22 protein-coding genes are annotated in these 22,364 nt (G+C 41.1%); 7 read left to right on the plus strand and 15 right to left on the minus strand.

Features of this window, described 5'->3' with window-relative positions; genetic code table 11:
• Window positions 1–3,888, minus strand: a complete 3,888-nt coding sequence (hrpA, locus tag C7Y70_RS00750; RefSeq protein ID WP_135473043.1) for an ATP-dependent RNA helicase HrpA — start codon at window positions 3,886–3,888, stop codon at window positions 1–3.
• Window positions 3,889–4,136: 248 nt separating this feature from the next.
• On the opposite strand from hrpA, the gene C7Y70_RS00755 reads away from it, so the two are divergent.
• Window positions 4,137–4,430: a hypothetical protein gene (locus tag C7Y70_RS00755; protein WP_135473044.1), complete on the plus strand. Its 294-nt coding sequence runs from the start codon at window positions 4,137–4,139 to the stop codon at window positions 4,428–4,430.
• A 57-nt stretch (window positions 4,431–4,487) separates the two neighbouring features.
• Here C7Y70_RS00755 and C7Y70_RS00760 read toward each other — a convergent pair whose 3' ends face one another.
• From C7Y70_RS00760 to pspA, 8 genes are all read right to left on the minus strand, one after another.
• Window positions 4,488–4,832 (minus strand): 4a-hydroxytetrahydrobiopterin dehydratase, encoded by a 345-nt coding sequence (locus C7Y70_RS00760; protein ID WP_087530773.1) that lies wholly within the window; start codon window positions 4,830–4,832, stop codon window positions 4,488–4,490.
• A 9-nt stretch (window positions 4,833–4,841) separates the two neighbouring features.
• On the minus strand, window positions 4,842–5,639 hold the full coding sequence (phhA, locus tag C7Y70_RS00765) for a phenylalanine 4-monooxygenase (RefSeq protein ID WP_099296098.1): 798 nt from the start codon (window positions 5,637–5,639) through the stop codon (window positions 4,842–4,844).
• 213 nt (window positions 5,640–5,852) lie between these two features.
• Window positions 5,853–7,034, minus strand: a complete 1,182-nt coding sequence (megL, locus tag C7Y70_RS00770) for a methionine gamma-lyase (RefSeq protein ID WP_135473045.1) — start codon at window positions 7,032–7,034, stop codon at window positions 5,853–5,855.
• A 134-nt stretch (window positions 7,035–7,168) separates the two neighbouring features.
• Window positions 7,169–8,203 carry a TIGR01620 family protein gene (locus C7Y70_RS00775; protein ID WP_135473046.1) on the minus strand — a complete coding sequence of 345 codons (1,035 nt, stop codon included), beginning with the start codon at window positions 8,201–8,203 and terminating at the stop codon, window positions 7,169–7,171.
• Window positions 8,200–9,615, minus strand: coding sequence for a YcjX family protein (locus C7Y70_RS00780; protein ID WP_210114645.1), 1,416 nt, complete (start codon window positions 9,613–9,615; stop codon window positions 8,200–8,202). The genes C7Y70_RS00775 and C7Y70_RS00780 overlap by 4 nt, the downstream gene beginning before the upstream one ends.
• Window positions 9,616–9,673: 58 nt before the next feature.
• On the minus strand, window positions 9,674–10,075 hold the full coding sequence (pspC, locus tag C7Y70_RS00785) for an envelope stress response membrane protein PspC (RefSeq protein WP_135473047.1): 402 nt from the start codon (window positions 10,073–10,075) through the stop codon (window positions 9,674–9,676).
• Window positions 10,072–10,305, minus strand: a complete 234-nt coding sequence (gene pspB, locus C7Y70_RS00790; RefSeq protein WP_099296101.1) for an envelope stress response membrane protein PspB — start codon at window positions 10,303–10,305, stop codon at window positions 10,072–10,074. The genes pspC and pspB overlap by 4 nt, the downstream gene beginning before the upstream one ends.
• Before the next feature lie 71 nt (window positions 10,306–10,376).
• Window positions 10,377–11,036 (minus strand): phage shock protein PspA, encoded by a 660-nt coding sequence (gene pspA, locus C7Y70_RS00795; RefSeq protein WP_099296102.1) that lies wholly within the window; start codon window positions 11,034–11,036, stop codon window positions 10,377–10,379.
• Between the two features lie 187 nt (window positions 11,037–11,223).
• On the opposite strand from pspA, the gene pspF reads away from it, so the two are divergent.
• From pspF to C7Y70_RS00825, 6 genes are read left to right on the plus strand one after another with little or no spacing between them, the layout of a single operon-like run.
• Window positions 11,224–12,282 (plus strand): phage shock protein operon transcriptional activator, encoded by a 1,059-nt coding sequence (gene pspF, locus C7Y70_RS00800; RefSeq protein ID WP_099296103.1) that lies wholly within the window; start codon window positions 11,224–11,226, stop codon window positions 12,280–12,282.
• 15 nt (window positions 12,283–12,297) lie between these two features.
• Entirely contained in the window at window positions 12,298–13,905 is a 1,608-nt protein-coding gene (locus C7Y70_RS00805) for an ABC transporter substrate-binding protein (protein WP_135473048.1), read from the plus strand.
• Window positions 13,905–14,939, plus strand: a complete 1,035-nt coding sequence (locus C7Y70_RS00810) for an ABC transporter permease (RefSeq protein WP_135473049.1) — start codon at window positions 13,905–13,907, stop codon at window positions 14,937–14,939. The genes C7Y70_RS00805 and C7Y70_RS00810 overlap by 1 nt, the downstream gene beginning before the upstream one ends.
• Window positions 14,926–15,819, plus strand: coding sequence for an ABC transporter permease subunit (locus C7Y70_RS00815; RefSeq protein ID WP_099296106.1), 894 nt, complete (start codon window positions 14,926–14,928; stop codon window positions 15,817–15,819). The genes C7Y70_RS00810 and C7Y70_RS00815 overlap by 14 nt, the downstream gene beginning before the upstream one ends.
• A complete protein-coding gene (locus C7Y70_RS00820) occupies window positions 15,820–16,812 on the plus strand; it encodes an oligopeptide/dipeptide ABC transporter ATP-binding protein (protein WP_099296107.1) in 993 nt (330 codons plus the stop codon).
• Window positions 16,812–17,573: an ATP-binding cassette domain-containing protein gene (locus tag C7Y70_RS00825; RefSeq protein ID WP_099296142.1), complete on the plus strand. Its 762-nt coding sequence runs from the start codon at window positions 16,812–16,814 to the stop codon at window positions 17,571–17,573. The genes C7Y70_RS00820 and C7Y70_RS00825 overlap by 1 nt, the downstream gene beginning before the upstream one ends.
• A gap of 116 nt (window positions 17,574–17,689) precedes the next feature.
• Here C7Y70_RS00825 and C7Y70_RS00830 read toward each other — a convergent pair whose 3' ends face one another.
• From C7Y70_RS00830 to C7Y70_RS00855, 6 genes are all read right to left on the minus strand, one after another.
• Window positions 17,690–19,249 (minus strand): AbgT family transporter, encoded by a 1,560-nt coding sequence (locus C7Y70_RS00830; protein ID WP_099296108.1) that lies wholly within the window; start codon window positions 19,247–19,249, stop codon window positions 17,690–17,692.
• A gap of 161 nt (window positions 19,250–19,410) precedes the next feature.
• Window positions 19,411–19,686, minus strand: a complete 276-nt coding sequence (locus tag C7Y70_RS00835; RefSeq protein ID WP_058560528.1) for a YfcL family protein — start codon at window positions 19,684–19,686, stop codon at window positions 19,411–19,413.
• Complete coding sequence (locus tag C7Y70_RS00840) at window positions 19,687–20,829, minus strand: ATP-NAD kinase family protein (protein ID WP_135473050.1); 1,143 nt, start codon at window positions 20,827–20,829, stop codon at window positions 19,687–19,689.
• Window positions 20,819–21,373, minus strand: a complete 555-nt coding sequence (locus tag C7Y70_RS00845; protein ID WP_135473051.1) for an elongation factor P hydroxylase — start codon at window positions 21,371–21,373, stop codon at window positions 20,819–20,821. Before C7Y70_RS00845 ends, C7Y70_RS00840 begins: the two co-directional genes overlap by 11 nt.
• A 219-nt stretch (window positions 21,374–21,592) precedes the next feature.
• Complete coding sequence (locus C7Y70_RS00850) at window positions 21,593–22,066, minus strand: hypothetical protein (protein WP_099296111.1); 474 nt, start codon at window positions 22,064–22,066, stop codon at window positions 21,593–21,595.
• Window positions 22,063–22,299, minus strand: a complete 237-nt coding sequence (locus tag C7Y70_RS00855) for a hypothetical protein (RefSeq protein ID WP_099296112.1) — start codon at window positions 22,297–22,299, stop codon at window positions 22,063–22,065. Before C7Y70_RS00855 ends, C7Y70_RS00850 begins: the two co-directional genes overlap by 4 nt.
• Window positions 22,300–22,364: the final 65 nt, after the last annotated feature.

Raw genomic sequence — 22,364 nt, forward strand, 5'->3', positions numbered from 1 at the left:
CTATTCACACTCTTTTAAAGCATTTAAAATACGTTTTGCAGAAATTGGATAAGGCGTGCCTAGAGTTTGCGCGAAAAGTGACACGCGAAGTTCCTGCTGCATCCAAAAAATATCAATTAGCATTTGGGGCACAGGTAGTCCTGGTGCCACTTTATTAAGCTGCTTTTGATATTCTTGTGCGACCTTGTCTAATTCTAGTACACATAATCTGTCACGATTTGGGTCAACTGGCAACTTTTCTAAGCGTTTTTCTATCGCTTTTAAATAACGAATTAAGTCGCTTAGTTTTTCAGCGCCATGAGAGGAAACAAAACCTTTAAAGACTAATGACTCAAGCTGGCTCTTAATATCACCATGAGCGGTGATCATGGTCAAATCAACTCGGCCTTTCATTTTTTTATGTAAAGCGTGGGCAATACTTAATACTTGCTCCACTTGCGTAGCAATGGCGACAACCCTATCGCCAAGTTCACCACGTACTTGCTCTTTTACTTGCTCAAATGCCTGCTCTGTTCTCACATCGCCTAAATTTTTAAGTAGGCTATCTACACCTGCGGCAATACAATCATCAATTAAATCAGCCACTTTACCAAATGGGTTAAAGTAGAGGCCAAGTTTGGCTTTATTAGGTAAGTTTTGTTGTAGATACTTTATTGGCGAAGGTACATTTAATAACACTAACCGACGTAACCCCTGCTGATGTGCAGCTTGCGCTTTGATTTCATTATCAAATAACTCAACGGCTGTGGACGATTTTTTATCCACCAAAGCCGGGTATGCTTTAATTTCGTATTGGCCTTGTTTTTTCACATATGAAGCGGGGAGCTTACCAAAATCCCACTGTGTTAAGTCGGCCTTTTCTATTCCTTTATCGGCTACTTTTGATAGCGTTTGCGTTACTTTACCTTGTAGCTGCGCTTTTAGCTTAGCTAAGTCCATACCACGCGCAAGCAAAGTATTTTTATCATCACGTACTTCAAACTGAAAGCGCAAATGAGTCGCAAGGGTTGATAAATCCCATGCATCAGGTTCAACACGTACCCCGGTCATACGTAACAACTGATGACTGAGCGCCTCAATAAAGTTACCTTGCATTGGCGTAATGGCTGCAAGTACAGCATCGGCGTAATTTGGTGCGGGCACAAAGTTACGACGCAACGATTTAGGCAATGATTTAATTAAACCCGTAATGAGTTCATGGCGAAACGCCGGAATATGCCAATCAAAACCGCTTTCTTCAACCTGATTTAATAAAGCGACGGGTATTTGCACAGCAACGCCATCGACAGCTTGGCCGGGATCAAAATGATAACTCAGCGGCAGCATTAAATTATTTTGTTGCCACACATCTGGGTAATCAAACTCGGTAACACTATCAGCGCCGTGTTGCATTAAGTCTTCGCGACTCATGTGCAAATAACGTTTATCTTGCTGCTTTTTGGTTTTGTACCACTTAGTGAATGCCGCACGGTTATTTATATCTTGCGGGATTTTTTTCTCGTAGAACTCATAAAGCGTTTGCTCATCGACAAGAATATCGCGGCGGCGGCTTTTATTTTCCAGTGTTTGAATATCTTCGATCAGCTCACGGTTAAACTGTAAAAAACCTTCATTTTGACCCAACTCTTGTTCAACCAAAGCACTACGAATAAATAGCTCTCGGCTCACTTTGGGGTCAATATTGCTATACACACAACGGCGTTTAGACACAATAATCAACCCGTAAAGCACTTGCTGTTCAAACGCGATGACAGCGCCCGGTTTTTTCTCCCAGTGGGGTTCACTGTAGCTACGTTTAACTAAATGTTGAGCAAACGGTTCAACCCAATCAAGGTTTATTTTGGCGTTGATACGCGCATATAACTTACTGGTTTCAACCAGCTCAGCAGACATAATCCATTTAGGGCTCTTTTTAAATAACCCTGAGCCTGGAAAAATATGAAACTGGCTATTGCGCGCACCTTTGTACAATTGCTTTTCGTCTTTAAAACCAATATGACTTAGCATACCGCTCAACAATGCTTGATGAATTTTATCGCCATCCGCTACATTGGTAGTGGCTTTCATGCCCATTTCATTGCATACCGTACTTAGTTGATAAACAATGTCTTGCCATTCACGGATACGCATATACGCCAGCATGTCTTTTTGGCAAAGCTTTCTAAACTGGCTGTTACTGAGCTCACTTTGCTGCTCTTCTAAATAATTCCACAAGTTTAAAAACGCAATAAAATCGGAATCTGGGTCGTCAAAACGGCCATGCTTTTCATTGGCTGCGGCACGTTTTTCTTGCGGGCGTTCACGAGGGTCTTGAATAGACAAAGCTGCAACAATAATAATTACTTCACGCAATGCACCCAGCTTTTGCGCAGTCAGTACCATTTTTGCTAAACGGGGGTCGACGGGCAAGCGACTTAAATCCATGCCCGATTTAGTTAATCGTGTTTCTTGATTGCGCTTGCTAGGCTTAACCGCTTCAAGTTCTTCGAGTAAAGTTAAACCATCATTAATATTACGGCTATCAGGCGCTTGTACAAATGGGAAATTAGCCATGTCGCCTAGGCCTAAGCCAAGCATTTTTAAAATAACCGAGGCTAAATTAGTGCGCAGTATTTCAGGGTCGGTAAACTCAGGACGCGAATTAAAGTCATCTTCACTATATAACCGAATACAAATCCCCGCCTCAACACGGCCACAACGCCCTTTACGCTGGTTCGCGCTGGCTTGTGAAATCGGTTCAATAGGCAAGCGCTGTACTTTGGTGCGGTAGCTGTAGCGGCTAATACGCGCAGTACCTGGGTCAATAACATAACGAATGCCCGGCACCGTTAAAGACGTTTCAGCCACGTTGGTCGACAATATAATATGACGGCGACTGTGCGGAGCAAAAATGCGGTTCTGCTCTGCATTTGATAGCCGCGAATACAAAGGCAGTACGTCAGCGCCTTTTAAGTTACGTTTACTGAGTGCATCGGCGGTGTCACGAATTTCCCGTTCACCATTTAAAAAGATCAAAATATCGCCAGGACCTTCTTGGCACAGTTCATCTACAGCATCAAAAATGCCTTGTAGTTGATCGCCCTCTGCTTCCATGTCGTCTTTATCAATTTCAATTAACGGCCTGTAACGTACATCAACGGGGAAAGTACGCCCTGATACCTCAATAATGGGGGCATTATTAAAATGTTTTGAAAAACGCTCAGGGTCAATGGTGGCAGAGGTAATAATAACTTTTAAATCGGGGCGCTTTGGTAATAGGTTTTTTAAATAACCTAAAATAAAATCGATATTAAGGCTACGCTCGTGGGCTTCATCAATAATAATGGTGTCATATTGATTTAAAAAACGGTCTTGCTGAATTTCGGCTAGCAAAATACCATCGGTCATCAATTTAATGTAACTATTGTTTGATACTTGGTCGCTAAAACGAATTTTAAAACCTACCTGTTGGCCAAGCTCGCATTGCATCTCACTGGCGATACGATCAGCAACACTGCGCGCTGCTAAACGTCTCGGTTGAGTGTGACCAATATAACCATCAACCCCACGACCAAGCTCTAAACACATTTTAGGTATTTGCGTGGTTTTACCTGAGCCTGTTTCACCAGCAATGATCACCACTTGGTTATTGGCAATTGCTTCTTTTATGTCGTCTTTTTTCTGGCTAACCGGAAGTTGCTCTGGGTACGTTACCTTTGGTAACTGGGCTAAGCGAACCTCACGTAACTGTTGGCTACGTGTTATATCAGCGGTTATTTTTTCTATAACAGCCGCTTGTTTGGCTTCATCAGATATTTTTTTGATGCCATGAAGGCGCTTTTTGAAGATGAATTGATCTTTTCTTAAACACGTTTTGAGTTCACCAAACAATTGACCTAGGTTTACCACCCGCGACTTCCTTAATAATTTTGAATAAAGACGCTCGATTGTATCAAACTTCCTGGCAGGGGTTAACTTTGTCAGCTTACTATATTTAATGTCATTACACGTTTATAAATCATAAGCCGTAGATGTCACCCATTTAGGGTTCTGGTTTATATTTTTGTTATAATGAGTGCGTTTGTTGGGCATATTTTTTAAAAAATAAATATAACGTACTATTATATACTGTATTAAAAAGCATGAAAGGATCATAGATGTCAGAACAGCCTTGGATCAAAATTTATAATGAGGTCAACTCAGACTGTATTCTTGGAAACAAAGAAGGGTTATTAACTCTCAGAAACGCTATTGATTTCACTCTAGATAACCGAATTTATTCCGTGGATGAAAATTTTCAAGCTGATTTTAATTCAATCATACTTGTCGATAAAAACTGGCAAGAACCCAAGCCTGAAAAGTTTTCTTACTGGCAGACAGGTATATTATTCACCCTCCTCACTATCTGGGCGATATTATTGCCAATATACGCTTTATGGACTTTGATTTAAAAAAGGCGCATTTACATGCGCCTTTAGAAATTTCATAAGAGTCGTTTTATTAACATCTTATAGCGCAGCAAAAACCTCGTCAGTTTTTGCAGCACAGATAAAATCATTTTTATGCAGACCTTTAATTGAATGGCTCCACCAAGTAACCGTCACTTTGCCCCATTCAGTTAATAAACCCGGGTGATGACCTTCGTCTTCAGCCATATCACCCACTTTATTAGTAAAGGCAATAGCTTGTTTAAAGTTTTTAAATTTATAAACACGCTCTAACTGCATAATGCCATCGCGTACTTCTGGCACCCAGTCCGGGATCATTTTAATTAGTTCTGCTAGCTCTTCGTCTGACACTTTTGGAGCATCAACATGACATGCTTCACACTTTTGTGCGCTTAATGATGACATTTTAAATCCTTAACTTGCTATTTTTTCTTTAGGAGGAAATTTTGGGTCGTGTAACCCTAACTCTTTTGCTTGCTCAACTATCGCCATAATATCCAACTGTGAAATATCAAATAAATCATGGATAGAATTTATGGTGTAGTACAAAGGCTGCATTATATCAATGCGGTACGGTGTGCGTAATACATCAAGTACATTCATTGGGTTAATTTCAGGCTTATCAGAGTACACGTATTGTGTCTCGCCCGGGCTTGATAAAATACCACCACCGTAAATACGTAAGCCGTCTTCGGTTTGCATCAAACCAAACTCTACAGTAAACCAATACATACGCGCTAAATAAACGCGATCTTTTTTCTCTGCTGCGTAGCCTAACTGGCCATACTTATGAGTGAACTCAGCAAAGTCAGGGTTGGTGAGCATCGCGCAATGGCCAAAAATTTCATGGAAAATATCTGGTTCTTGTAAATAATCAAACTCTTCACGTGTTCTTATAAAAGTCGCCACAGGAAACTGCTTGTTTGCTAATAAGCGAAAGAACTCATCAAAGTCAATCAATGCAGGCACAGGGGCTACTTGCCAACCTGTGGTTGCTAACAACACTTCGTTTAACTCACTTAACTGCGGAATGCGATCATGAGGAAGGTTTATTTTTTTTAGCCCTTCCATATATTCATCACACGCCTTGCCTTCAATACACTTTAATTGACGGGCAACGAGTTCTGACCATGTTTTGTTTTCTTCATCGCTCCAGTGAATCACCCCATTTTCATCAGGTGTTCTAGAGGTGTACTTACTTGCTTTAGCCATAATTACCTTCTTGCTGTTAAACCGAATATCGGTATCAACGTGTTACCCAGATACTAAGCAAATGTAAGGCAAAGTTTAATAGCTGGGTTAATATCAGCCGATGGCCACAACACACAAAACGTAAAGCTAAAATTACAGTTATAAATAAAAATATTTACAGGCCTAATTTAAAAGGCCTGAAGCGCCACTTTACCGTATACAAAAGATTACACCCTACATAGTTTGAGTAAATGCATGGTTGAGATCGTTAATAATGTCGTTAACATCTTCAAGCCCAACAGAAAGGCGAATTAAGCCATCGCTGATGCCTGCAGCCGCTCTCTCCTCTGGCGTATAGGGCGAGTGAGTCATCGATGCAGGGTGTTGTATCAATGTTTCAGCATCACCTAAGCTCACCGCTAATGTGCACAGTTTGGTACTATTAATAAATTGTTCACCATCTTTTAAGCTGCCTTTTAACTCAAATGCGATTACACCTCCCGCCGCTTTCATTTGTGTGCCAATAAACTTATTACCAGGATGGGACTCCAAACCTGGGTAATAAACAGTATTAACGTGAGGATGTTGCTCTAAAAATTCAGCTATAGTTTGCGCACTTTCACAATGGCGTTGCATTCGTATTGCTAATGTTTTTAAACCACGGTTAATTAGCCAAGCATCATGGGGGCTGATGGTTGCGCCAATGTCTTTAAGTACTGTCATTTTGATTAAGTTTATATGCTCATCGGAGCCACACACTAAACCTGCCACCACATCACCATGGCCGTTTAGGTATTTTGTTGCGCTGTGGACAATTAGATCAATGCCATAATCGGTTGGTTTTTGCAGCAGTGGCGTTAAAAAAGTATTGTCGATAACGCTAATAAGCTGATGCTGCTTGGCAACGTCACTGATCAAGTTTAAATCCATTACCGCCATTGTTGGGTTAATCGGGGTTTCAGCAAAAATCATTTTTGAGTTTGGTTTTATCGCCTCTCGTAATGCTTGCTCATTCGTCATATCAACAAAGCTAACCTCAATTCCCCAGCGCGGCAGCATATGAGCAAAAAAAGCAAATGTGCAGCCATACAAAGCACTCGATGCAACAAGGTGATCGCCTTGTGATAAAAAGCTCAACACCGATGCTGACACTGCCCCCATGCCAGTTGCAGTGGCGGCAGCGGCTTCACAGTTTTCAAGTTGAGCAACCTTTTGCTCAAGCTCTGTAGTCGTTGGGTTACCTAAACGGGTATAAATATAACCAGGCTCTTCGCCTGCAAAGCGAGCTGCACCTTGGGCTGCATCGGTAAAGTGAAAAGTAGAGGTTTGGTATAAAGGCGATGTTAAAGCACCATGTGGGTCGTTAGCTTTTTTTGGCCCATGAATACATTGACTGTCGATGTGGAGTTTATTCATTGTTTGATCTTTTTTGATTATTATTAATATGATAATCAAAGCGTATCAGCTGATAGATAACAAGCATGCCGGATGCACAGATGGCTATTCAGTGCTAAGCACCTAATAGCCACTGTACAGATATGTTGTCAGTTCTATAAGGGTTGTTGATCTTGGCTTGTCTTTTTACGAGACACAATCTTACTAGCAATAAGCTGTGCGGTACCTTTAAGCAAGCTGCGTTTATGCTCTAGACGAGGTAGCGGGCGGCTTAACTCCATCGCTTTATAACCAATACGCGCGGTAAATATGCCAGCACTTAAACCTTGCGCCGCACGACCAGACAGCTTACCCAGTAACTCAGCACTAAGTGCGGTTGCCGCTAAGTCAGATACCAGCTCTGCACTTCCTACAAACATCACTTGTTTTATCAGCATTTTATAGAGCTTAATACGGCTTGCATAACCAAATCCAATGCCATAAATACGCCCTATTTGCTCTATTAATTTAGTGCCTCGCCACAGTACAGCCATCATATCAACTAATGCAATCGGGCTAAGTGCCACCAGCAAACCAGACTCTGTGGCAAAGCGGTTAATTAATTTCTTTGCTTGGGTGTCTTGCGCGACCAATAAGCTATCAGCGTATAAGGTCATGATTTCTTTATCTGTATGGTGCGTTGCAACACTTGCTTTAAACGCTTCAAAGCCTGTTAATTGCTGATGCTTGTTAAGCTTTTCTAGCCAAGGCAAGGCACCACCCACCTGCTCTGAATTAAGTAACCTATCGGCTTCGTGACGGTGTAATTGATTGCGCTTTAAACTGCGTAACATGCGGTATTCCCGCCATAACAAACGGCCAATTAGCAAAAAGCCAGTAACAACGGCAATCGAATAAACAGTGCCTAAAATAATTGATTGTTGAAATGCAATCATTAACGAAAATGCAAATTCCATGAGCACTAAGGTTAAAAAACTAACAACAAATACCCCTTTTAAGGTTTGCCATTTTGATTTTTTATAAACAGGTGCTAAATCAATATCATCGTCTAACTCAGGCTCTTGTTCTGTTTGGTGCTCAAATTCACCTTGTTCAACGATTTTTGCAGTCACCAAGTTTAATTCAGGATCGGCAACTGGCTGCTCTGACTCAATACGCCTTCCTGCTTGAAATGAAGTTGATTCGCTCATGTAAGTTTATCTCCTAATAGGTACTGCATAACATGATCTAACCGAATATGCTTTAACTGCTTATCTGGGCATGGCATAGGTGAGAATGACAAAAACTCAAATCCGTTTGCAGGCCATTCTGTTTTAGTCAACATACGTGATGGCGGTTGCCCAGGTAAGTAAGTCAACCATTGCTGCTCATTTAATGGCTTGCCATAAATACAATTAAGGGGTTTGCCTTGCTCAATAATTTTTCGCGGTTGCGTCGCGGCGATAGATGACATGGCGATGGTTTCAATTTTTACCCCATCAAACTTAAGCTGATTTGCTTGCTCATGTACCAATGAATCAAGTAGTAAGGCTAAATCTTTGTGGTGTTCACCGCTAATGTGATCGGATTTATTAGCTGCAAACAATAATTTATCTATATTGGGTTTGAATAAACGCTTTATGAAGCTATTTTCACCATAATTAAAATGCGCCAGTAATTGCCCAATGACAGCGCTTTGTTCATGCAGCGTCTCAGGTCCTTCATTTAATGCACTCAGTACATCGACCAATACAATCTGACGGTCAAAATGACGAAAGTGCTGGGTGTAAAATGGTTTCACCACTTCTTTTACATAGGCGTTAAAACGCTTATGTAAATGTGCCAAATTTGAACCGGGTATGACTTCAGAGTCATATTCAGCCACAGGGAAAAACAACAAAAGTGGTGCGCCTTGCAGTTCACCTGGCATCAGCATACGCCCTGGTTGGAGCATGGCAAGTTTAGTGTCTTTTTTTAAACCCACTAGCAAGCTTTGGTAGAGTTTGGCAATTTCACTTAAGGCGTGCTCATCGACAGGCGCATCCAAATCAAGATTATTAAGTGCAGATAAAAAGTTTTGTGCTTTATCTGCGCGAGGCTGCTGCACTAATAACGCGTATTGTTGCGCACACCACTGCTGATAGCTTTGCTCAAGCATTGGTAAATCGAGCAACCATTCACCCGGGTAATCAATAATATCAAGGTATAATGTTGATTGTGGTGCAATGTGCGAGCGTAAACCCGAGCCACTTTGGTATTTAATAGCCAAACGTAGGGTATTTATACGCTCTGTTGAGGCAGGCCACATAGGTTCGCCATCGTGAGGCAGTAATGCCCCTAACGCATTTTGATAAGCAAAGGTAGGAATAGTTAGCGCTTGCTGCGGCACCACCTTAGTGGCGATATGGCGCTTTTGCTGCATAACATCAAAAAAAGGTAAGTTTTTATCGTCAGCTTGACTGGTTAAATGTTTAACAAGTGCGGTAATAAAGGCGGTTTTACCGCTACCACTTAAGCCTGTTACGGCAAGCTTTACGTGTTGATCTAGACTGCGATGGACCGCTTTTTCAGCTTTCCCTTTGAGTTTACTAAAGGCTTTTTTAGCAGATGAAGTGTTTATCATAATGAGTGAGCACTTTATCTACTTAGTTTACGAGCCTGATAAAGTGCTATTGAATCCTTTAAAGCTTATTGATTTCACGGCTAACCGTAAATTCAGTTGAAGTAACGTAACGTTCCATCTCTTGCAAACGAGAATCAACACGGCCCAAACGTTCTTTAAGATCTTGCAATGCGCGACGTGGTGGCTCACCTTTTTGCCATACTTTAAATTTTACTTCAAGTGGGTCTTCATGCTGTGTTGCATAAGAGCTTGCCGGTGAATTTGCAGGCTTTTTATCTAAAATAAACCACGCTGCAATATAGGCAACCACAAATAAAGGACCGCCGGCTAATAAAACTGCAGTGACAAAAATAATTCTGACTAACCACAATTCCATATTAAAGTAATCACTGAGTCCTGCACATACACCGGCAATTTTGCCTCGTACTGGGTCTCTTAACAGTTCACGTTTAGTATTCATACTTTACGCCTCCACTGTGGGGCCTCTTGATCAAGTAGTGCTTCTAGTGTTTCTACTCGGTCTGCCATTTTATCTGCCTTTTGAGCAAGCTCTAATAACTGGCGATGTTCATGTTCACTCAAGCCTTGGCTTACCTGCTTTTTGCTACGATAATGTAAAATTAACCATAGTGGCGCAACCACAATCATAAAAATGATAATTGGGGCAACCAGCACATCTGCGTCAATCATAACCTTCTCCTGCACAATCCGTTTATTTGTTTAAGCATAGGGGGAAAGTATTCCCCCTTAATTATTATATTTTATTTGTCAGCAAGCTTCTTTTTAAGCGCTGCTAGCTCGTCGTCAATCTTCTCATTTTGCTGTAAATCAGCAATTTCATCAGATAATGACTTTTTACCTAAGTCGTACGATTCTACTTGAGATTCTAGACCATCAATTTTAGTTTCGTAACGTTCAAAGCGATTTAAAGCATCTTCAACTTTTGAGCTATCGAGTGCTTTTTTCACTTCAAGGCGCGACTCAGCCGAGCGTTGACGTAAGATAATAGCTTTTTGACGTGCTTTCGCGTCAGCCAATTTCTCTTGTAATGTGCTCACTTCCTGCTGCAGTTTCTCGATATGGGACTCTACATGGCTAAGCTCATTTTCAACGGCAGCAACAGCGTCAGCCGACTTTTGCTTTTCAAGCAATGCGGCACGCGCTAGGTCATCACGATCTTTGCTTAGTGCTAGCTCTGCTTTGTCTTGCCACTCCGACACTTGTGCTTTTAATGTATCAACGCGACGTACTAACTCTTTTTTCTCAGCGAGTGTTTTAGCTGATGTTGAACGAACTTCAACTAATGTGTCTTCCATTTCTTGAATGATAAGACGAACCATTTTTTCAGGATCTTCTGCTTTATCCAAAATGGCATTGATATTAGAATTAACAATGTCTGCAAAACGTGAAAAAATTCCCATAACATTTACCTCTGTGATGTTTAACTTAATTGGTCTGCACTCACTGTTACAATATGCTTGCCAACTTTATAAAACATAAAATACAGTAATATTTTCATAAAGTTAAACTAAAAATACAAATTCCTTTAGTTCTCCCGAATTATGAAATACACTAACAGTTAGTAAAAATGACTAAGAGTTAGGGAATATGAGCCAATTTCGTCAACAGGATAACTTACTCGGCCAATCAGACAGCTTTTTAGCTGTATTGGATCAAGTATCGCAGCTGGCAAGTTTAGATAAACCGGTATTAATTATTGGTGAGCGCGGTACAGGTAAAGAGTTAATTGCTGCTCGTTTACATTTTTTGTCAAAACGCTGGGAGCAAAACTATGTAAAGCTCAACTGCGCGGCATTAAATGAAAACCTACTTGAAAGCGAATTGTTTGGCCACGAAAGTGGCGCATTTACGGGTGCCAGTAAACGCCATGAAGGTCGCTTTGAGCGTGCTAATTCCGGTACCCTGTTTTTAGATGAGTTAGCCAATACCTCAGCTATGGTGCAAGAAAAGCTACTACGAGTCATTGAATACGGCGAGTTTGAACGAGTGGGTGGTAAACAAACAGTTAAAGTAGATACCCGCTTAGTGTGTGCTACCAATGAAGACTTACCCTATTTGGCCGAACAAGGCGAATTTAGAAGTGATTTACTTGACCGGCTTGCCTTTGATGTAATTACTCTGCCGCCGCTACGTGAACGCCAAGACGACATCATGTTATTAGCTGAGCAGTTTGCCATTAATATGGCCCGTGATTTAGAGTGGGAGCTTTTTAGTGGCTTTACCCGAAGCGCCGTTGAAATACTGCAAACCTATGACTGGCCAGGTAACATTCGTGAGTTAAAAAATGTCGTGGAGCGAAGTTTATACCGACATGGTAATGAACATATTCCCGTTCACCAGATTGTTTTAGATCCATTTGAAAGTAAATTCAGACCCAAACAACGTATTAAAGCCCCTGTTAAGGCTGAACAATCAACACAAGATGCGCCGATTGTTAAAGAAGTAACTCCGATTAGTGAGCCTGTGGTTCATAGTTTTCCATGCAGTTTAAAAGATCTTTCAAATGAGTTTGAAATTGATTTAATAAAAAAAGCACTGGAATACAGTCAATTTAATCAAAAGAAGACTGCAGAAGTACTTGGTTTGACGTATCATCAACTTAGAGGCTATTTGAAAAAATATAATTTGCTAGATCAACAACAATAGTCAGAGGTTGAACGAGTGTATAAATTATTACTTGGTATGCTGTCGCTCTGCCTAGCAGGCTGCATCGATACCGAAGAAAAAACGCTAGAAGAAAAGAACCAAGGCTTAGTGTATTGCGCTGAGGCAAATCCTGTTTCGTTTAATCCACAAGTTACAACCACTGGTTCAACTATTGACATCATTGCCAATCAACTTTATGACCGCTTAATCAGCATTGACCCTGTTACGGCTGAATTTCAAAGTGAACTAGCAACAGATTGGAAAATTAGCCCCGACGGTAAAGCCGTCACCTTTACTTTGCGCAAAGGCGTTAAATTTCACACTACTAATTACTTTACCCCCTCGCGAGACTTTAACGCCGACGATGTGATATTTACTTTTAGTCGTTTATTTGATGTCTACAACCCTTACCACTTTGTTGGTGATGCAAATTACCCCTACTTTCAAAGTGTGGGAATTGATCAACTTATTCGCCGCATAGTGCGTGTATCTGACTACCAAGTTCGGTTTGAGCTATTTAATGCTGAAAGCAGCTTTTTAGCTAATATGGCAACCGATTTTGCAGTGGTATTGTCTCGTGAATACGCGATGCAACTAAAAGCACAAGAGCAACTCAATTTATTTGATCAATACCCAATTGGTACTGGTCCTTACATATATAAAGAGTACCGCCGTGATCATTTAGTACGTTATTACCGTAATAACGACTACTGGAAACACAAAGTCGTGCTTGAACAGCTGGTTTATGATATTACGCCCAACGGTACAACTCGTATTGCAAAAATGCTCACTAAAGAATGTGATGTAACAGCACACCCAAGTAGCGCTCAATTGAGTATTTTGGCGCAACGCGACGACATAAACGTTCAAAAAGAAACGAATCTCAATGTGGGGTATTGGGCGTTTAACACTGAACGGCCACCATTTAATGATATAAGAGTACGCAAAGCGCTTGCTCATGCCATCGATATTGAAAAAATCATGCAAGCCGTTTTTTATGGTAACGGTATTCGAGCAAGATCTATTCTACCTCCCACCTCATGGGCATTTAAATCACAACAAAATATGCCTGATTTTAACCCTGACTTGGCTATGGCACTTTTAAAAGAAGCGGGTCTGGAAAACGGTTTCAATATGACTATTTGGGCTATGCCCGTGAGTCGAATTTATAACCCAAATGCGCGTAAAATGGCAGAATTAATGCAAAGCGATTTACGCAAAATTGGTGTCAATGTCAGCATTATAGAATATGAGTGGAATACGTTTATTCAACGTATTGGTGAACATCGCCATGATAGTGTATTACTTGGATGGGCTGCTGATACACCGGACCCAGATAACTTTTTTAGCCCTTTACTCAGTTGCTCTGCCACCTTTAGTGGTAAAAATCCTGCAAATTGGTGTGACCCTAAGTTTGACTTATTGTTGACACAGGCACTTGATAGCACTGATTTGGCTATGCGCAAACAATATTACCAACAAGCGCAATCCATGCTTATCAATGAACTTCCATTGTTACCGCTTGCTCATGGTATGCGATTTCAAGCAAGTAGCAGCGATGTAGAAGGCATTCCGCTTGGGCCATTCGGCGGGATTTCGCTGGCTAATGCGAGGAAGAAGTAATGGTTTTAGATTATTTCTTACGGCGCTTGGGCTTACTTTTTTTTATGATGCTCACCTTAAGCATATTCACATTTTCACTTAGTTACTTGTTTCCAGGTGATGCATTAAGTAATTTAAGCGGGATTTCTAATACAAGCTTTTCACAAACGAGTGAACTTCAAGAAAAATATCACTTTAACGAAAATTACGTATCTCAATACTTTGCTTTTTTAGAGCGTATAATTTCGGGGGATTGGGGGTTATCATTTGCCTCTGGCGATAATGTTTTTAACCATATTGTGGATTTATTTCCCGCTACACTTGAGCTAAGTTTATACGCGTTAATTATTTCAGTGATAGTTGGCGTGCCCGCAGGAATAATAGCATCAGCCTATTATAAAAAGTGGCCAGATAAACTGATTAACTCCTCAACACTTGCAGGGTATTCAATGCCCGTTTTTTGGTTGGCGCTATTGCTCATCATGGTCTTTTCGTTGCAACTAGGTTGGTTTCCGATGTCGGGCCGTATGGGGCTGCTTTACGAAATCCCACCAAACACAGGGTTTATCCTCATTGATATTGCTTTGGCTGGGTTTCCTTACTCTGGCATGGCAATGATTGATGCAGTTCATCACTTAACGTTACCGACCATTGTATTGGCCATGTACCCCACCACGGTATTGATTCGTTTTACACGTGAATCGATGCTAAATGTGCTTGAGCAAAATTTTATAAAAACTGCACGAGCTAAAGGGCTTAATAGAGCACAATTAATAGTGCATCATGCACTGCGTAATGCGCTTTTACCTGTCATTAAACAAATCGGTCTTCAATTTAGTACTTTGATCACACTTGCAATGATAACAGAAGTTATTTTCTCATGGCCTGGTGTAGGCCGTTGGCTCATTGATAGTATTTATCAACGTGATTACCCTGCAATTCAAGGCGGTTTACTTGCGGTTTCTATGTTTGTTATTTTAGCCACTATCATTGCTGAACTGACCTATACCCTGTTCGATCCGCTTTCTCGGAACCAAGCGCATGGCAAAGTTTAATTTATTTTCAGAAGAGTCTAACAAATCGCCCCTAGCGCGATTTTGGCGAAAGTTTAAGTCTAATCACCCGGCATTAGTTGGCTTATGGGTGTTTATTGCTTTTGTTTTGTTGGCTACGACGGCGCCTTTTCTTGCACCTTATGGTGTTAATCAACAGCACAGCGATGCATTGCTCATCCCTCCTTCATGGCATGACCTTGGGGATGTCCGTTTTATTTTGGGCACTGATGACCTTGGTCGTGATGTTCTGTCACGCTTAATGAACGGGGCAACCTATACCTTTGGTTTATCTGTTATTGCGGCATTAATAACCACTGTTATAGGTGTTTTGGTGGGCACGTTTGCCGGTATTAGCCGCGGTTTACGCTCGAGCTTTTTAAATCATTTACTTGATATCACGTTATCCATTCCATCGCTTTTGTTGGCCATTATTATTATTGCCATTCTAGGTCCTGGTTTGATGAACACTGTTTGGGCAATTATTTTGGCCTTGTTACCTCAGTTTATTCATTCAGTGCGTAACCTGATTGTGGAAGAACTTAACAAAGACTATATCACCGCTTTTAAGCTTGATGGCGCCTCAAACTGGCATGTGCTTTCTCGTGGTATTTTCCCTAACATTTATGAGCATATTGTGGTTATTTTTACCATGGCGCTGTCTACAGCTATATTAGATATAGCGGCTCTGGGCTTTCTCAAGCTAGGCGCACAACCACCCACGACTGAGTGGGGTGCTATTTTAGCTGAAAACCTTGGATTAATTTATTTGGCTCCTTGGACAGTTGGATTACCCGGCGTATTGCTCTTTTTAGCCGTCCTCTCTACTAACTTAGTCGGTGACGGTCTTCGCCAAGTGTTAAAAGAACGTAAGGCAGATTAAATGCAATTACTCGACATACGTAACTTAACGATAGAGCTTAGAACTTCAGACACTGTAATTCGTGCAGTAGATAGAGTGAGCTTAAGCTTAAAAGAGGGTGAAGTTCACGCCCTAGTCGGTGAATCTGGCTCAGGAAAAAGCTTAATTGCCAAAGCCATTGTGGGCGTGCTCAATAAACGCTGGCACATTACAGCCGATCGTATGCACTGGCGAGGTGTCGATTTAATGCGCTTATCAAGTGAACAACGACGAAAAATTGTTGGTCAAGATATCGCAATGATATATCAAGACCCAAGTCGCTGCCTTGACCCCACAGCTAAAATATTTGACCAAATAGCAGAAACCTTACCGGAAATTCAAAGTAAGGGCTTTTTCTTAAAGCGCAATCGTCAGCGTAAAGACCGTGTAAAAGCGCTTATTCATAAGGTGGGTATTAAAGACCATGAAAAGGTTTTAACAAGTTACCCACATGAGCTTTCTGAAGGGGTTTGCCAAAAGGTTATGATAGCAATGGCCATTGCTCGTACTCCTAAACTTTTAATTGCAGATGAACCCACCACCGCACTTGAAAGCACGACTCGTGCTCAAGTATTCAGATTATTAAAAAGTTTGAATCAACTTAAAAACATGTCGATCCTCATGATTTCTCATGAACTTGAAGAAATCGTGAACTGGTCTCATGGCATGCATGTTTTGTATTGCGGACAAATGGTTGAAGCAGGTCCAACGGGGAAAATTTTTAAACAGCCTCGTCACCCATACACTCAAGCCCTATTAAAGAGCCTTCCAGATTACGAGCAAGGCTTAGCACATAAAGAGCCTTTTTATGCGCTAAAAGGGACTATTCCAACCTTGCAGCATTTACCCATTGGGTGCAGGCTCGGACCACGTTGCCCACAAGCACAAAAGGCCTGTGTTGTAACTCCCCCATTAACGAAACAACATGGCCATAGTTATGCCTGCCATTTTCCATTAATTAAGGCGATGAAATGATGCAACCATTGCTCAAGGTACAAGCCTTATCAAAGAGCTTTAACTTACGCGCAGGTCTGTTTTCACGTAAACGCTTTGAGGTCTTAAAGAATATCTCGTTTTGTTTGAATCAAGGTGAAACTTTAGCCATTATTGGCGAAACCGGCTCAGGAAAAAGTACGCTCGCGAAACTTTTATCTGGTGCAGACAGCGCTGATAGCGGGCAAATATTACTTGATGGCACAATTATCGAAGATAAAGGTATACGTGATCAGCAATGCCGCCATATAAGAATGATTTTCCAAGACTCGGAAGCTTCATTAAATCCGGGCTTAACCATTGGCGATATGCTCGACGATTGCTTGCAATACAATAGTGATTTAGATAAAGAAACTCGCGCCAACAAAATCTCAGCGACCTTACATAAAGTGGGGTTATTGAACGACCACCAACATTACTACCCGCATATGTTTAGCGGCGGTCAATTGCAGCGAGTCGCCCTGGCTCGTGCTTTAATCCTCGATCCAAAAGTTGTTGTATTAGATGAAGCTTTATCTTCGTTAGATCCCTCTGTACGCGCTCAAACCGTTAACTTGTTACTAAAATTACAGCAAGACACTGGGTTAAGCTATATTTTGATTACCCATCACTTAAGCTTAGTTCGCCATATAAGCGACCATTTAGTCGTGCTAGATCACGGCGAAATTGTTGAAAGTGGTAAAACAGAAACTATCTTTGGTCAACCTCAATCAAAAGTTACACAAAAGTTATTAAGCTGCTAGCTGTGGCCTCATTACATTCGTTATTTTTTTAATACATAAGCATTTATTAAATATCGTAAAAAAACCTCACCATTTTCATGATGAGGTTTTTTTAATTTAAAAATAAGATGGTTAAGCTATGGTGCAACAGCAGGGTAAACGTAGCTTGCATCAAGACCAAGCGGGATACCAAGTGCCCAATAGCCCAGTAAAAACAAACTCCAACCAATCATAAAGGCAATTGAATACGGCAGCATCATAGCGATGAGTGTACCGATGCCCGTGCCTTTAACATACTTTTGACAGTACACCACTACGAGCGGAAAGTAAGGCATTAACGGGGTAATAATGTTTGAGCTTGAATCACCTACACGATACGCGGCTTGCGTTAAATCAGGTGAAATACCCAGTTGCATTAACATAGGCACAAATACAGGACCAAGTAACGCCCATTTAGCCGAGCTAGAACCAACAAATAAGTTAACAAAACCAGTCAAAAAGATGATACCTACGACCGTTACAGCACTCGGTAGCTCCATTGCTTTTAAGATTTGTGCGCCTTCAATTGCCAGTAACGCACCTAAGTTTGATTTACTAAACGCTGCAATAAATAACGAACAGAAAAACGCCATTACAATGTAATAAGCCATGCCATTCATCGCTTTACTCATTGCATCTATCATATCTTTAGTGCTTTTAAACGTGCCAACTGTAAAACCATAAACCGCACCTGGGATCCAAAACAATAAAAAGATAAGCGGCACGATTGACTGCATTAAAGGTGAACTAAAATTAGTAAGTGAACCATCAGCGCTGCGCATTGCTGAATCGGCTGGTGCAGAAACAAATGCCAATAAAGCAAGTCCCGCCACCATTACCGCACTTGCAATAAAGAAAGCTCGCTTTTCATCGCTACGCGCATCTTCAAACACAGGAAGATCTTCTTCATTTCCGTCAAGATCTGTATTTTTCAATCGAGGTTCAATAATTTTATCAGTGATATACCAGCCTAATAAAACAATAAATAAGCTAGAAGCTGAAGTGAACGCCCAGTTATTTAATGGGTTAATCGACATTGTCGGATTAATTATTTGCGCCGCACTTTGGGTAAAGCTTTGCAATAATGGGTCAATGCCTGAAGGAATAAAGTTAGCACCAAAACCGCCACTTACACCAGCAAACGCCGCTGCAATACCCGCAAGCGGATGACGCCCTGCCGCATAAAAAATAACGCCAGCGAGTGGGATAACTAATACATATCCGGCATCCGTTGCGGTGTGACTAACAATAGCAACCAAAATAATAGACGGTGTAAGTAATTGCTTAGGCGTTACCTTTAACATAAGCTTTAAGCCCGTGTTAATAAAGCCTGAATGCTCAGCGACACCGACACCCAGCATTGCTACTAGTACCACGCCTAATGGGGCAAAACCGGTAAATGTTTTTACCATAGACGATAAGAAGGTGGCGAGTGAATCACTAGCCAACATATTATTAATAATAATGGCTTCGCCAGTGCGAGGATCTATTGCATCAAACTGAATACCTGAAAACCACCACGACAAAACCCAAATGAGTAGCATGGCAAATAGAAAGATAATTGCTGGATCAGGTAGTTTGTTACCCACCCTTTCGACAAAGTTTAAAAATCGCGCAACTAGCCCGGTCGGCATGGTCGCATCATTATTGTTGTTCATTTCGCTTGTTCCCTAGAAGTTTAACCAGCATACATTACCGCAAATGCTGCGTTAGGTAAATTTTAAGTAAACAATAAAGCGGTAAATTAGGAACAAACATTTGTAAGTGCACAAAAAAACGGCCATTCAGCCGTTTTTATTTGTACAACAATAAATCACATTCAAGCGAGTGCTTTTACTTCTTCCCAGATACGCACTACAAGTGCTTTATCATCTTCGTTTAGTTCACCATTGCGATAAGCTTTAACTAAGCTTTTCTCAACCGTTTCATTAAGCTCTGATACTTCTAAATTAAGCTCTTCTACTTGTGCATAGCCTACAGCTAAATCAAAATGACCACGTAGATAACCACCTGCAAAAAGCTCATCATCAGTGGCTTTTACTACTAAATCGTCAAAATATTGCTGCGCTGCATCAATGTAACTTACTAAACTCATTTAATTCTCCTGTACTTGCAGGGGGTCTTGGTGACCCACAGCATACATAACATGGTCGTTAAATCCGGTTGTAACCCGCATATAACCACTTAATTCATCATCTAGTTCGCTATCGCCAGTATCAGCAATGAGCGGCCGGCCATTTAAGGCCTGTAATTTTGTTTTGGTTGCCACAACGATAATATTGTCTTTACCGATTGCACGAATAAGTGCAGGGCTTAATTGTTGATTACCCCGACCAAATATATGCCCTTGTCCGCCGATCAAAGTGATCACCAACTTTGTTGGCACATCTTTCGTTAAATCAATTAATTGTTGAGCGGTCAAGTCGTTGCCTAAGAGGCTTTGATCTTGTACTAAATCAACCCCGAGCAAGGTGTTACTAAGGCCCATTTCTTCCATTATTGCCTCAACGGTTGAGCCACTGCCCATAATGTACTGGGTATCTTCTTCCATTTCTGACACCACGTAAGCTGCAATATCAGCAAGTACTAATTCATCAGTTTCTTTACCGCCGTTTTTAACGGCTTGTACATAACGTACTTCACTAGGTACTTGCATTTCACCGTAACGCTTGGCTTTTACTGTGCCTTGACGAAAAGCATCTTCATCAATATCCATGACATCCGCATCGGCTAATGTAACAAGCTCGCCTTTAACCAGCATCTCTACAACCCGACCCGCTGCTTTAGGGGTAATGGCATAAACTCCTGAATGAATTTTACAGCCAGCAGGAATGCCAAGCACTGGTACGCTGTCATCCACCGCATGACAAATATTGCGTGCGGTACCATCGCCACCAGCAAACAATATTAAATCTACACCAAGTTGCTGCAAGGCTTTTGCAGCAAGTTCTGTATCATCACTGGTTGTCGAGTGCTCGCTGCGATAAATAACCTGCGTTGAAAAGCCAAGTTCCTTAGCCGTGTTTTCACCCATGACATCATTAACAGTAAAAATGGTTAACTGCTCTTTATAAGGCAGCAACACCTCAAGCGCGGCTTTAGTGCGTAAATTGGCTTTAGGCTGGGCGCCTAATTTAATGGCTTTTGCTGCAGTATCAATACCATCGCTGCCCTTCAATGCAACACTTCCACCTAAACCCGCAACAGGGTTTACAATTAAGCCTAATTTAAACTGCATTCTTTAGCTCCTCAGGGGGCTGCCACTCAAATTGCGTAGCACTGATAGGCCACGGTGTTTTATAAAATGAACTTAACGCATGTAATAACCGATTAGTACGCTCATTGAAGCCTACTTGTAGCAAATGTAAAACCTGCTGATGTACGCGTGCTTGAAAAGCAAATCGGCACGTCTGTTCACCATTTAAATTATCAACCGACACATTAAAATTAACACCAGCGGCAACACTAAGTGCCCATTCAATGGCTTGTGGTTTAATTTCAACACTTTCAAACTCAGCTTGCTGCGCTTTATCACGGCCATCAGGGCAATACCAATAACCGTAATCTTCTAATAATCGTCGTTTATCGCCAGCGACTAACCAATGAGCAATTTCATGCAGCGCACTGGCATAAAAACCATGAGCAAATATAATTTGGTGAAAGTTTGTTTCATCACTAGCAGGAATATAAATAGGCTCATGCTCACCTTTTACTATGCGCGTATTATGGCTTTGATAAAACGTTGACTCAAAAATAGAAATTAGATCGACTATTTGATGCATAAGGTTTAATAATTCGCCTGAATAAACTGTAATAAGTACATGCTAAAAACGAGGCGAATTGTACGGGCTTTTAAAGGGAAAGTAAAAAGCGTTACACATAGACTAAGTGAATAAGTCTTAACTTAATCTGTCAGGTTTGACTTTTAGATTTTGATCAATCTGACAGTCGCATACGTGCCAATTGCGGACACTCATAAACTTAGTCGCTTTTTACACGTGCTATATAGTGGGCCAAAACATTTCCTCATACTTCTCACCGTTCTCACTTTCCCAAGTTAACTTAACTTGATACTTTTTGGGGCTTCCCGTGTGTATTCCCGCTAAGAGCTTAACTCTTGAGTTTGCCTTTATCTCTTGGTGAGGAAACTTATCTTTTAGGTCATGAGATGACAAAGGACTATCTTCGCAATCGACTAGCTCAAAATTGACATTGTAGGCACTACCGTGTCCTGTGTTGGAAATATAAAAGTTGTAAGACTTACCAAGCTTCGTGAGATTTACATTGAATTTTGGCTTCGTTCTATTTGATTTTTCTTCTGCGATACTTTCAATTTGAAGCCTAGATAGCTCAGCGGTGATCCTTTCAAGTTCTAAATGTTCTTTAGCTAACTTCCTTGTGCGCATCAAAGATACGGTAGAAATTATCGCTGCCAAAGCAGATACAAGTAAGCTTAGAGTTTCAAACTTACTCATTTAAAACGCCCCTTAAATGTTTTCTTGAGCATTTTTTCAATTTCTGCCTTCGCTTCAGGAATGACGACTTCTTTAGCTTGCTCAATACCCACTTCTTTTAGGTCTGCCAACATGATTTTAAAATGACAGCTATTACATTTCACGAAGTCGTCATCTTTTGGGTTTTCTGGTTGCTCAAATTCAGTATGTCCACACTGGGGGCATTGAATAGATATATGGTCAGTTTTAATCACGATATCTCCTTGTACGTGTAACGATAAACAAAGCGGAAAAATACAATTTGGCTAAAATTAGCGAG

Origin of the sequence: Pseudoalteromonas sp. KS88 (assembly GCF_004766475.1) — a bacterium.
In the GTDB taxonomy this organism is placed as follows: Bacteria; Pseudomonadota; Gammaproteobacteria; order Enterobacterales; family Alteromonadaceae; genus Pseudoalteromonas.